This is a genomic window from Desulfolutivibrio sp. (assembly GCF_036584575.1).
In the GTDB taxonomy this organism is placed as follows: Bacteria; Desulfobacterota; Desulfovibrionia; order Desulfovibrionales; family Desulfovibrionaceae; genus Desulfolutivibrio.
This window is the reverse complement of the sequence record NZ_JAZHDB010000211.1, coordinates 1-11,335: the sequence shown is the minus strand read 5'-3', so window position 1 is coordinate 11,335 and position 11,335 is coordinate 1. Positions and strand designations below refer to the sequence as shown.

The following is an 11,335-nucleotide window of genomic DNA, read 5'->3' as shown; positions in this document are numbered from 1 at the left end:
CTACACCGGAAGCTATGTGGACAAGAACCTGACAACTCGCCGCGACTTGAACCAGTCTCCCATGCAGGCCAAGCTCGGGTTGTTCCCGAACTTCTCATGGGCCTGGCCGGTCAATCGCCGCATCATCTACAATCGGGCCTCCGTGGACATGAACGGCAAGCCCTTCAACCCCAATCTCCCGGTCATCTCCTGGGAAGACGGCAAGTGGGTGGGCGACGTGCCCGACGGTCCCTGGCCGCCAATGGCCCAACCTGACGGCAAGTATCCGTTCATCATGCATACAGAGGGTCACGGCCAGCTCTACGGCCCCGGCCGGGTGGACGGTCCCTTCCCCGAACACTATGAACCGGCCGAGACGCCCGTGACCTCGCATCCGTTCTCGAAGCAGTTAAACAACCCCTGCATCAAGATCATGGAAAGCGACATGGACGCCCTGGCCAAGCCGGGAGACCCCAAGTACCCGATTGTGCTTACGACCTACAGCATGACCGAGCACTGGTGCGGCGGCGGCGACACCCGCAACACCCCCGCCCTGCTTGAGGCGGAACCGCAGCTCTATGTGGAGATGAGCCAGGAACTGGCCAAGGAGAAGGGCATCAAAAATGGCGATCCGGTGCTCGTGGAGAGCATCCGGGGTAAGGTGGAAGCCATCGCCATGGTCACGGTGCGCATGACGCCGCTTACGGTCAAGGGCAAGACCGTGCATCTGATCGGCATGCCGTTCTGCTTCGGCTGGACCACTCCGGGCGTGGGCGACTCCACCAACCGGCTGACGCCGTCGGTGGGCGACCCCAACACCACCATCCCGGAATACAAGGCCTGCCTCGTGGACATCCGCAAGGCCGACAAGGTCACGGAACTGGCCAGATAAACGCTGGTTTTCCGCGCCGCCGCCAAGGCGTCGCGGCCTGAGGAACGGACACTGTCTTCAGGATGCGAAAACGAGCCGGGGGCGGACACGGGTCCGCCCCCAAACCACACGGAGAGCGTCATGCCCAAGGCATTTTTTATCGATACCTCGCGTTGCACGGCCTGCCGGGGCTGCCAGGTGGCCTGCAAGGAATGGCACGAGCACGGCGTCGTGCCCACGCTCCAGAGGGGAACGCATCAAAATCCCCCGGAGCTGACCCCGACCAACTTCAAACTCGTGCATTTCGACGAACATAAAATCGACGGCCGCGTCCACTGGCTGTTTTTCCCGGAGCAGTGCCGCCACTGCGTGAACCCGCCCTGCAAGGACATCGCCGACGGATACGTCCCCGGAGCAATCATTCAGGACGAGGCCACGGGAGCGGTGCTCTACACCGAAAAGAGCAAGGAACTGACCCCGGAGCAGGCCAAGGACGTCAAGGAACTGTGTCCGTATCTGGTGCCGCGCCGGGACGAAAAAACCGGCATGCTCACCAAGTGCGACATGTGCATCGACCGGGTCCAGGCCGGGATGAAGCCCGCCTGCGTCAAGACCTGCTGCACCGGCGCCATGAACTTCGGCGAGCGTGCCGAGATGGTGGCCCTGGCCCACAAGAGCCTGGAAACGGTCAAGAAGAAGCATCCACAGGCCAGCCTGCTGGATGAGGACAGCGTGAACGTGATTTATCTTATCACCCAGCCGCGCGACAAGTACTTCGAATACGCCAGTCGGGAGATCAAGCCCCTGTCCCGCCAGGCCTTCCTGCAAAAGATCATCGAACCCGTGCGCCGCATGGCCGGGTAACCGTCACCGGGGACACGCAACCGCGTGTCCCCCTTGACCATGCCTCACGGGGAGGGGATGCGCCTTACGGCATGGATCGGCCATGCCCCCCTCCCTGCGAGACGACAACCCGGGTCGAGACGGCGAACACGCCGTGGGGCCCTGCCCCTGCCCATACGGAGTACGGCTTTATGCGCTTTGACGAACGCAAATACAAGATTCAGGAAGAGGCGAAACTTCTCGTCCCGCCCCCACGCTCCGAGGCCGTGACGGCCATCGCCAAGGTCTTCGCCGCCCTGGCCGACCGGCGCGCCGCCTGTCTGGCGGCCCTGCCCGAGACGCCGCCTGTGCCGGAACTCGATTTCGATCCGGCCCGGTTCGAGGAGGGCGCGCCCCTTCTGGCCTCGGTTGACCCTGTCTGTTTCCGGGAGGATTTCACGGCCGCAGCCGGGTGTCTTCTCCCGGGCATGGCCGAGCTTTTTCCGGCCGTGGCCGGAGAGATTTCCGCCCTGGCGGAGGCCATTTCCGGAAATCCGGCGGTGGCAGAAGCCTGTCTGGCGGCCCTGTGGGCCGACGGAGAGGAGGCCCAGGCGCTTTGGGCGCATGTCGGGCGCCTGTGCGGAGAAACCGGCGATATGGCCGCCGTGGCCGCCTTCGCGGCAGGCGAGGCCATGAAAGTCTGCCTGACCCGGATGGCCTCCCTTCTGGCCGGACAGGTTCAGAAGGAATCCTGGTTCCGGGGGTATTGCCCCATCTGCGGCTCCTATCCCGATGCCGGATGCCTTTTGCCCAAGGAACCGGAACATAGCGACTACCTCATCTCCAAAAGCGGCCAGTTGCATCTGCACTGCGCCCGGTGCGGCCACGTCTGGCGGCATGTGCGCCTCAAGTGCCCGGCCTGCGAGACCACGGACCACGAAAAATTCGTCAGCCTGATCGCCAACGACCGCGACGACGAGCGGGTCTATACCTGTAGCGAGTGCGGCATTTTTTTTCCCTGCGTGGATTTGACCGGCGGCCGCCAGGACATCCGCCTGGACACCGTCGCCCTGGACCTCATGCATCTGGAGTTCGTGGCCGCCGAGCGGGGGTTTAAACCCCTGGTCGTGCAGGCCTGGAATACATTTGCCTGATCACCCTCGGGCAATTCGTGGGCGCTCATCCGATCCGGTTCGCCAGTGCGGCGCGATCCGGATCGGATGTCGCTATTTATGGAATTCCCGCGTCTCGATTTTCCCTCGCAGGTATGCCATAATCGACATAGCGGGCGGCGCATTCGCGTCGTCAGCGTCTTCCATGGCGCGCGGGGGCTGGAGCGTTCGTCCCGCCCGCCGGAACCATTGCCTGCGGGAACCCATGATGGACGTACCCCGGCCATGAAAAAGGACCGATCCCTGACCGAGCATGTCCCCACCGTGCGCCTGCACCTGTGGCTGGACACGGACGACGGACTTTTTTTCGGCACCGGCCGGGCGCTTTTACTGGAACGCATCGAAAAGCACGGATCGCTCAAAAAGGCCGCCGAGGAACTGGGCATGTCCTATCGGGCGGCCTGGGGAAAGATCAAACAAAGCGAAAAGATTTTGGGGTTCGAGCTCATCACCCGCAACAGCCGGCGCGGCGGCTATGAGTTGACGGATTTCGGCAGGCTGGTGCGCGACCGGTTCGTGATGTGGTTCAACGAGGTGGAGAAGGCAGCCCTGGCCAAGGCCACGGAGATCTTTCCTTGGGCCGTTCAGGGCTACCGGGGCAATGTTGCGGATGACGATGCGGCGGCGGGCGGCCCGCCCGATACCGGCCCCACGCCGCCGGATGACGCCTCCTGAGCCAGGCGGGCGGGGCGGGCGGGGCGCGGCCTGGACCAGCCAAGCAAAAGGCCTCGTGGGCGAACCCCGCGAGGCCTTTTTTGAAATGTGGCGCGCCCGGGAGGACTCGAACCCCCGACCAAGAGCTTAGAAGGCTCCTGCTCTATCCACCTGAGCTACGGGCGCGCAGCCGAACCAAGTACTTAATCAACCGCCGCAGGTCCGGTCAAGCCCGACCGACATGCCGGGTGGTGGGAATGTGGCCCGGGGCGACGCCCTCAAAAACAACTTTTAAAAATAAAAAAGCGGAAGAAAAGGCCTCATCTCTTGCAAAAATCCCTCACATGAGCTATAAAAAGTTATGCACCACGTGGAATGGATGCCCAAGGCGTATAAACAGATGCGGCGTTTTCCCCTGTCCGAGCAGGCCAGGATCATCCAGGCCGTGGATGGGCTGTCGGACTGGCCGGATTGCCGCAACGTCGCCATGCTCACCGACCGCCCCGGACAGTACCGGCTTCGGGTTGGGCGTTACCGGGTGATTTTCCGGGCCATTCCCGACGGACGCATGGTTTTATTACGTATTGAGGAGGTCAAAAAACGCGATGAACACACCTACTAAACATCAGATCATCGAGCAGGACGGCAGGCCGCTGTTTGTCGTGGTTCCGTATGACGACTATCTGGAACTCACGGGGGAGGCCGCGCCGACGGCCACGATTCCCCATGAGGTGGTCCGGCGCACGGTCCTTGAAGGCATAAGCCTCATGCGGGCCTGGAGGGAGCACAAGGGACTGACCCAGACGACAGTGGCCGAGGCCATGGGGGTGAGCCAGGCGGCCTATGCGGCCATGGAGCGTCCGGACGCCCGGCCGCGCCACGTCACCCTGCAAAAGGTGGCGCGGGCCATGGGCCTTGTCACTGAGCAACTCCAACCGGCTGACGAATGATCCTTTCCGTCTGATCGCCCCTACTTCCCGCCCCGGATGCCGGTGGTGGTCATCATGTAGATCTCATGGGGATCGAGAATGAGCACCACCGAGCCGTCGCCCATGATGGTCGCCCCGGAGATGCCGCGCATGTCGAATTCGCTTAAGTAGCTGCCCAGCGGCTTGATGACGATCTCCTGGCGTTCCAGGAGCTTGTCCACGATCAGCCCCAGGCGGCGCTCGTTGTCCTGCAGGATGACCACGGGCACGATGTCCCGGTTGTCGGAGTTTTTGGGCAACTCCAACGTCTCGGCCAGTTCCACGATGCCCAAAACCTCGCCGCGCAGCGTCACGGCCTTGCGTTTGTTGACCTCGGTCATGCGCTTGACCTCGATCTTGGTGGTCTCGGACACCGAGTCCAGCGGAATGGCGTACATGGCCCCGTTGACCACCACCATCAGGGCGTCGATGATGGCCAGGGTCAGCGGCAGGGCCAGGGTGAACTTGGTTCCCTTGCCCACCTCGCTGACCACGCTGACCGTGCCCTTGAGATTTTTGATGTTGGTGCGCACCACGTCCATGCCCACTCCCCGGCCGGAGATGTCCGTAATCTTTTCGGCCGAGGAAAAACCCGGGGCGAAGATCAGGTCGATGGCGTCGCGGTCGTCCATGACCTTGGCCTCTTCGGGGGTGATGACGCCCTTTCTGACCGCTACCTCGCGCATCTTGGCCGGGTCGATGCCCCGGCCGTCGTCCTCCACCTCAATGGCCACGGAGTTGCCGCGATGGTAGGCCCGAAGCCAGACATGGCCGAACTTGGGCTTGTTCGCGGCCAGGCGGCCGTCCTCGGTCTCCAGGCCGTGGTCCAGGCTGTTTCGGATCAGGTGCACCAGGGGATCGCCGATGACCTCCACCACGCTCTTGTCCAGCTCCGTCTCCTCACCCTCGGTGATGAGGTTGACCTCCTTGCCGGACTTGCGGCTTAAGTCCCGCACCAACCGGGGAAAGCGCGAAAACACCGAGGACACCGGCACCATGCGCACCTTCATGATGGTGTCTTGCAGGTCGTCGGAGATGCGGGCCATGGCGTAGGTGCTTTCGGTGACCTGCTGGGCGATGTGCACCACGTCTTCCTTGCCCTCTTCCAGGGACCGGGCCAGCATGGCGAACCGGTTGCGGTTGATGATGAGTTCGCCGATGAGATTCATCAGGTGGTCAAGCTTTTCGTGGTCCACCCGGATGGTGGAGGAAACCTTGGGCTTCCCGGCGTCGGCCTGGGCATTGGCCGTGGCGGCGGCAGGGGCCGTCTTGGGCGCGGACGCGGCGGCGGCAGGAGGCGGGGTCGGTTGCGGCTTGGGCGCGGCCTTCGATTCGGGTTTTGTCTCTGGTTTGGGTGCGGGAGTGGCGGCCGGAGGCGGGGTCGGTTGCGGCTTCGACTCGGGCTTCGATTCGGGCTTCGGCCCTGGCGTGGGCTTTGGCGTGGGCTCTGACTTCGGTTCGGGTGTGGAAGCGGCTGGCCCCTCCGGGGCGGCTGGCAATCCCGGCTTGGCCACAGGGGCCGCCACCGCCCCTCCCGAGCGCAGCCGGAGGATGGCCCCACCGACCATATCGCCCAGGATGGAGCACTCCTGGCGTAAAATATCCATCAGCATATCAAACGACATGTCCGTCTTGCGCCCCTGGTCCACCAGCCCGGCGGTGCGCTCGGCATAGGTCTTGACGTCCTCCAGGCCCATGTAGGCCGAGGAGTTCTGGATGGTCACCAGGGTGCGGAACAGGCCGTCCACCAGATCCTTGGACGAGGCGTCCTTGTCCAGGCCATCCAAGGCGATGTGCATGTTTTCGAGCTGCTGGCCGATGGTGCGCTCGAAGATGGCCACATCCTCGGGATCGTAACCCGGGGCCGGGGCGTCCGCCGGGGCCTCGTCGCCGGGGGCCTCCGGCGGCGGCGCGGCGGCGGATTCCTGAGTAGCGGAGGGGACAGCTTCGGGCTCGGGCTCAGGCGCCGGGGCGGGGGCCGCGCCCTGGCCGAAGGCCTCGCCCTCCTCGGCCGCCCGCTGCAACCGGCCCGTCAGGATGGAGATGTCCAGGGGTTGGGCCGTGCTTTTGGCCTGGTCGATGCCGCCGATCATGGCCTCGATGAAATCCACAGTGGACAAAAGCAGGTCGATCATGCCCCGGGAGGTGCCGATCTCCCCCTTGCGCACCCGGTTGAGCAGGGTCTCGGCCTCATGGGTCAGGGCGTTTAATTCCTTGTGCCCGATGATGCCGCTATTGCCCTTGAGATTGTGGAAATAGCGAAAGATGTCGTTGACCAGTTCAGATCCCTGCAAGTTTCCGGACTCGGCCTCCAGTTCGAGAAGCGCGCTGTTTAAGCGCTCCACGATCTCCCGGGCCTCTTCGAGGAAATCCGCCAGATGCCCCTCGCCGATGGAGGTCAGGGCATAGGGGTCGCCCACCACCGTGGGGGTCACGGGTTCGTTGTCCGAGGCGGCGCTGGCCCGTGCGCCGGTCGGGGCCGGGGGGGCGGAGGGCGTAAGCGGGGTTTGGTCCGGGGTGACGACGGCAGGTTCCGGGCCGGTTTCGGGCTGCGGTTCCGGCGCGGGGGGGGGGGCGGCCGGGGCGGCGGTTTCCCCTGCCAGGATGCCGCAATGCGGCTGATCACCGGCGAGGTGTCCACCTCGCCCTCGACCCCGGTCTGCTCCAGGTTGTCGATTATGGTGCGCAGGGAGTCCGTGGCCGCCAGGATCACGTCCATGATCTCGGCGGTGACGGCCAGCTTGCCCTTGCGCAGCTCGTCGAGGATGTTTTCGGACTTATGCGCCAGCCCGTTGATCTGGTTTAAGCCCAGAAACCCCGACGCCCCCTTGAGGGAATGCATGGGACGGAAGATTTCGTTCAAAAGCCCCAGATTTCCTGGATTTTTCTCAAGCTCAAGCAGGTTGGGCTCGATGGTCTCCAGGTGTTCCTTGGCCTCAATGATGAAATCCGCGAAAAGTTCCGGATCCATGAAATCTTGCGACATTGGCGCTCCTTGCGGGCCATGCGTCCCTTACGGGCGTGGGAAAACGGTCATCCCAAAAGCATCTTGATATTTTTAACCATCATCTCGGGTTGGGCGGGTTTGACCAGATACAGGTTCGCGCCAATGCTAAGCCCTTTCTGAATATCATTTTCCTGGCCTTCCGTGGACAACACCACAATGGGAATATCCCGGTAGGCGTCCTGCTCGCGCACGGTCTTGATAAACGTGATGCCGTCCATGCGGGGCATATTGATATCGGAAATGATCAGGTCGATCTTCTGTTCGGAATACAGCTTCTCCAAACCGTCCAGACCGTCCTCGGCCGCCGTGACCTTGAAGCCTTCCTTTTTCATGATGAAGGCCACCAGATTGCGCACGGTCTTCGAATCGTCCACGATGAGGATATGCTTGGCCATGCCCTTGTCCTCCAGACGCTCACGCGCCTTCAACTCTTCAAAACCTTTTGAAAAAGGCTGTCAATGGAGATGATCTTTATCAATCTGTCGTCGTGCTTGAGCAGACCGATCAGATACTGCGCCCCCACCCCGACCTGGGCCTCGATGCCCCACTCCACCCGATCCGCCGATGCACGGTGCATGGCCGCCATGGCCTCGACCATCAGTCCCAGGCGCATCCCGGCCGCCCGGCACACAATGACGAACCGCCCCTGGTCGCAGGCGTCACAGCCAATATCCAAAATGGTTCCCAGATTCACCAGGGGGGTCACTCGGCCACGAAGATTCATGATCCCGGCAAGATAGGGTGGCGCGGCCGGGATCTTGGTCGGTGCGGCCCCCCGCAAAACCTCCTGCACCAGTTCGATGGGCACGGCGAAATCCTGGCCAGCCACTGAGAACCCAACCAACTGCAACTCCTGGGCGTCGCGCAGGCCCGCCTCGAAGCGGGCCGTTTCCCCCAGATCAGGCCTGTGGTCCGTCGCCGCATGTCCCGGGGCCTGAGCGCCAACGCCCGGACCGCTGACCGTTTCCACCCGGGCGGGCCGGGACAGTCCCTTGGCCTCAAGGGCCGCTTCATACTCCACACCCAGATATTTTTCCAGGAAGGCGCGCTCGGGTTCGGTAAACCCCTCGCGGGCCGCCTCCTCGCCGGGAACAACCACGGCATTTTTGAAGTACTCTTCCAGCTTTTTGCTCATGACCTCACGATCTCATCGGCAAGTTGCAGATATTCCCGAGCCCCCCGGCTGTCCGGGGCCACCTCGTAGATCACTTTTCCGTCGGCGCTGGCCTCGCGAAACTGGGTGTCCAGCCCGATGACCGTGGAAAACACCCTGGCGCCGAGTTTGCGCCGCAAAAGATTGAGCACCCGCACGCAGGCCCCGGCCCGGCGGTCGTACATGGTGGCCAGCGCCTTGAACGCCAGGGGCCGCGCCAACACGCGGTTTATGGTGCGGATGGAGTCGAAAATCAGCCGCAGACCGTGCAGGGCCAGAAAATCCGTCTGAATGGGGATGACCAAGAGGTCTGCGGCCACCATGGCGTTGGCCAAGAGCACCCCCATGTGCGGCGGACAGTCCAGGATCATGAAATCGTACCTGTCGGCAACGGCCACCAACGCCTCCTTGAGAATCACCCCCTTGCGGGGCCTCTCCCGCAAGTCCATATCGAGTTCCGAGAGCCGGTAGTGCCCGGGCACGAAATCGAAGCCTGCCTGGCCGGGCCGGATCACGGCCGCTGCAAAGGCCTCGGCGTCCACCGTGTCCGCCAAAAACAGATCCAGGGCCGACCGGGACACGTTCTCCGGGAAAAATCCCAAATGGGCCGAGGCGCAGTTGTGCGGGTCCAGGTCCATGACCAACACCCGCTTGCCGCGCCGGGCCAGGGCCGCCCCCAGAGACAGGGCCGTGGTGGTTTTGCCCACGCCGCCCTTCTGGTTGGCCACGGCCAACGTCCTGGCGCATCCCGGCCTCGTCCCGGCGTCCGGCGCCTCCCCGGAAGACGCGCCCGTTTGGCGTCCGCCGCCGCCCGGGCCGGGCGATTCCACGTTGGTGAGCGTACCGCCCGTGCCGTCGGTCCCGGGAGCCCGCATCACTCCTCCTTGCGATAGATGATCGCGCCGGGATAGTGCTTGGGCCGAAAGACCCGGGAGATGTTGTGCAGGGACTCGGAATGGCCGATGAACAGGTATCCCCCGGGCAAAAGGTTGTCGTAGAAGGCCCCGATGACGTTTTTTTTCATCTCGTCGTCGAAATAAATGATCACATTGCGGCAAAAAACGATCTGGGAGTGGTCCACACGTTTGAGTTGGAGGCGGTCGCTCAGATTGATCTGCCCGAAACTCACCAGGCGTTTGACCTCGGGCTTGATGGTGAACCGGGCGCCGTCCTGGATGAAATAACGGGCCACGATTTCCTTTGGTGTGGTGCGCAGGGAATATTCGTTGAACACGCCCTGCCTGGCCGCCGCCAGCACGGCCTCGGACAGGTCGTTGGCGGTGATCCGGATGTCCCAGGAGGGCAATTCCGTGCGCAGCACCTCCATGAGGATGATGGCCAGGGTGTAGGGCTCCTCCCCGGTGGAACACCCGGCGGACCAGATGCGCAGCCGTTTTTGGCGCTGGGACCGCAGCCGGTCCAGGACATCCGGCAGCACCTGGTCCTGGAAGACCTTGAGCTGGGGAGGATTACGGTAAAAACTGGTTTCGTTGGTGGTGATGACCTCAAAAAGCCGATTGAGTTCCTGGCGGCGTCCCGGGTCGTATTGCAAATAGTAGTGGTACTCGGCAAAGCTCTTGAGATCCAAGTCCTTGAGCCTGGCCGCCAGCCTGTTTTCCACCAGATATTTCCGGGAATCGGCCACGAAGATGCCGCTTTGGGAATAAATGAAGTCCCGCAGCTGCGTAAACTCCGCATCCGTGATCTTCAGATCCTTTCGCAGGGATATCGTTTTCGAAAAAAGCGAAGACATTACGCGCTACCTGTCTCCTTGCCGGTCCTGAATTTTGGCGATGGCCTCCTCGGCGGCGGCCTGGAATTCGGGATCCTCGTTGCCCAGCGCCTCCAGAAGCGCCCGGAAGGCGCTCTCGCCGCCGATATCGCCCAGGGCCTCCACGGTTTTAAGCGACACCAGTTTTGAGGCGTCGTGCAAAAGCGGGATGAGCCGCAGCACGGCCTCGGAAGCCCGCAGGGTTCCCAACGCCTCCACGGCCCGGACCCGCACCCAGTCGTCGGGATCGGCCAGGGCCCGCAGCAGATAGGGAACGCCCCGGCCAAGCGGGCAGCGTCCCAAAAGCTCCACCACCGTGCGCCGCACATCCGGGGCCTCGTCGTCCATGCGGGAGACGATCAGCTCAAGACCGTTTCCTTCCTCGTCGCAGGCTTCCGCCGCAGCCTCCAGGGCGATCTTGCGGATGTCCGGAACCGGATCGAGCAAGGCCTTGGCGATGCGCGTAAGGTTGTCCGGCAAACGAATTTTCCCCAGGGCATAGACGGCCATGAGCCGGTTGACCGGATCGGCGTCGTCGGCAAGTTCGAGAAAACGGTGGTTGAGGGCCTCGCCGCCGAGCGCGGTGCAGGCCTCAAGGGCCGCTTCCTTGACATCGTCGCGGGGATCGGCCAGCAGGGCGAAGATACGCTCCCCGGCCTCTTCCACCCGCGTTTTGCGGCCCAGATAAAAAAGCGCCGCCTTGAGCACGGCCTCATCCCCGGCCTCGTCCAAAAGCGTCAGGAAAAACTCCCTGGCCTCGGGCCCGGCCACCGTGAGCAGCGCGCCCACGATGTCTCGGCGCAGTTCGGCGTCGGCTCCGGGATAGGCGGCGATCAAAAGCTCCGAAACCTTCTCCCCCCCGATACGCGCCAGCGCCGTCACCGCGAGGCGCCGCCCGGCCGGTTCGGCGTGGGCCAGACCTGCCCGCAGGCTGGGCG

At 63.3% G+C, this 11,335-nt stretch carries 13 protein-coding genes and 1 tRNA gene; 6 read left to right on the top strand and 8 right to left on the bottom strand.

What is annotated here, in order from left to right; translation table 11 throughout:
• From V3572_RS15375 to V3572_RS15360, 4 genes are all read left to right on the top strand, one after another.
• Positions 1–871, top strand: an 871-nt coding sequence (locus tag V3572_RS15375) for a molybdopterin dinucleotide binding domain-containing protein (protein WP_332111903.1), incomplete at its 5' end; no start/stop codon positions are given.
• 120 nt (positions 872–991) lie between these two features.
• On the top strand, positions 992–1,714 hold the full coding sequence (locus tag V3572_RS15370; protein ID WP_332111902.1) for a 4Fe-4S dicluster domain-containing protein: 723 nt from the start codon (positions 992–994) through the stop codon (positions 1,712–1,714).
• A 170-nt stretch (positions 1,715–1,884) separates the two neighbouring features.
• Complete coding sequence (locus V3572_RS15365) at positions 1,885–2,826, top strand: formate dehydrogenase accessory protein FdhE (protein WP_332111901.1); 942 nt, start codon at positions 1,885–1,887, stop codon at positions 2,824–2,826.
• Positions 2,827–3,069: 243 nt separating this feature from the next.
• Positions 3,070–3,519, top strand: a complete 450-nt coding sequence (locus tag V3572_RS15360) for a winged helix-turn-helix domain-containing protein (protein ID WP_332111900.1) — start codon at positions 3,070–3,072, stop codon at positions 3,517–3,519.
• Between the two features lie 88 nt (positions 3,520–3,607).
• Here the strand turns inward: V3572_RS15360 and V3572_RS15355 are convergent.
• Positions 3,608–3,684, bottom strand: a tRNA-Arg gene (locus V3572_RS15355).
• Between the two features lie 175 nt (positions 3,685–3,859).
• Between V3572_RS15355 and V3572_RS15350 the strand changes: the two genes are divergently transcribed.
• Together V3572_RS15350 and V3572_RS15345 are read left to right on the top strand one after the other, a co-directional pair.
• Positions 3,860–4,120, top strand: a complete 261-nt coding sequence (locus tag V3572_RS15350; protein WP_332111899.1) for a type II toxin-antitoxin system RelE family toxin — start codon at positions 3,860–3,862, stop codon at positions 4,118–4,120.
• The gene (locus V3572_RS15345; protein WP_332111898.1) at positions 4,104–4,448 is read left to right on the top strand and encodes a helix-turn-helix domain-containing protein; all 345 of its coding nucleotides are present in this window, start codon (positions 4,104–4,106) and stop codon (positions 4,446–4,448) included. The genes V3572_RS15350 and V3572_RS15345 overlap by 17 nt, the downstream gene beginning before the upstream one ends.
• A 20-nt stretch (positions 4,449–4,468) precedes the next feature.
• Here V3572_RS15345 and V3572_RS15340 read toward each other — a convergent pair whose 3' ends face one another.
• The 7 genes from V3572_RS15340 to V3572_RS15310 form a co-directional block, all read right to left on the bottom strand.
• On the bottom strand, positions 4,469–6,901 hold the full coding sequence (locus V3572_RS15340) for a chemotaxis protein CheA (RefSeq protein ID WP_332111897.1): 2,433 nt from the start codon (positions 6,899–6,901) through the stop codon (positions 4,469–4,471).
• A complete protein-coding gene (locus V3572_RS15335) occupies positions 6,898–7,452 on the bottom strand; it encodes an Hpt domain-containing protein (protein WP_332111896.1) in 555 nt (184 codons plus the stop codon). The genes V3572_RS15340 and V3572_RS15335 overlap by 4 nt, the downstream gene beginning before the upstream one ends.
• Before the next feature lie 47 nt (positions 7,453–7,499).
• Positions 7,500–7,868, bottom strand: a complete 369-nt coding sequence (locus V3572_RS15330) for a response regulator (protein WP_163302689.1) — start codon at positions 7,866–7,868, stop codon at positions 7,500–7,502.
• 29 nt (positions 7,869–7,897) lie between these two features.
• Positions 7,898–8,608, bottom strand: a complete 711-nt coding sequence (locus tag V3572_RS15325) for a chemotaxis protein CheW (RefSeq protein WP_332111894.1) — start codon at positions 8,606–8,608, stop codon at positions 7,898–7,900.
• Complete coding sequence (locus tag V3572_RS15320; protein WP_332111893.1) at positions 8,605–9,501, bottom strand: ParA family protein; 897 nt, start codon at positions 9,499–9,501, stop codon at positions 8,605–8,607. The genes V3572_RS15325 and V3572_RS15320 overlap by 4 nt, the downstream gene beginning before the upstream one ends.
• On the bottom strand, positions 9,501–10,379 hold the full coding sequence (locus tag V3572_RS15315; RefSeq protein ID WP_332111892.1) for a CheR family methyltransferase: 879 nt from the start codon (positions 10,377–10,379) through the stop codon (positions 9,501–9,503). Before V3572_RS15315 ends, V3572_RS15320 begins: the two co-directional genes overlap by 1 nt.
• Before the next feature lie 6 nt (positions 10,380–10,385).
• A partial coding sequence (locus tag V3572_RS15310) for a HEAT repeat domain-containing protein (RefSeq protein ID WP_332111890.1) occupies positions 10,386–11,335 on the bottom strand: 950 nt, incomplete at its 5' end.

What these genes read in the sequence shown, in the direction of transcription:
- V3572_RS15370 (WP_332111902.1), top strand. Translation starts at nt 992, where the DNA reads ATGCCCAAGGCATTTTTTATCGATACCTCGCGTTGCACGGCCTGCCGG.
- V3572_RS15365 (WP_332111901.1), top strand. Translation starts at nt 1,885, where the DNA reads ATGCGCTTTGACGAACGCAAATACAAGATTCAGGAAGAGGCGAAACTT.
- V3572_RS15360 (WP_332111900.1), top strand. Translation starts at nt 3,070, where the DNA reads ATGAAAAAGGACCGATCCCTGACCGAGCATGTCCCCACCGTGCGCCTG.
- V3572_RS15350 (WP_332111899.1), top strand. Translation starts at nt 3,860, where the DNA reads ATGCACCACGTGGAATGGATGCCCAAGGCGTATAAACAGATGCGGCGT.
- V3572_RS15345 (WP_332111898.1), top strand. Translation starts at nt 4,104, where the DNA reads ATGAACACACCTACTAAACATCAGATCATCGAGCAGGACGGCAGGCCG.
- V3572_RS15335 (WP_332111896.1), bottom strand. Translation starts at nt 7,452, where the DNA reads ATGTCGCAAGATTTCATGGATCCGGAACTTTTCGCGGATTTCATCATT.
- V3572_RS15330 (WP_163302689.1), bottom strand. Translation starts at nt 7,868, where the DNA reads ATGGCCAAGCATATCCTCATCGTGGACGATTCGAAGACCGTGCGCAAT.
- V3572_RS15325 (WP_332111894.1), bottom strand. Translation starts at nt 8,608, where the DNA reads ATGAGCAAAAAGCTGGAAGAGTACTTCAAAAATGCCGTGGTTGTTCCC.
- V3572_RS15320 (WP_332111893.1), bottom strand. Translation starts at nt 9,501, where the DNA reads ATGCGGGCTCCCGGGACCGACGGCACGGGCGGTACGCTCACCAACGTG.
- V3572_RS15315 (WP_332111892.1), bottom strand. Translation starts at nt 10,379, where the DNA reads ATGTCTTCGCTTTTTTCGAAAACGATATCCCTGCGAAAGGATCTGAAG.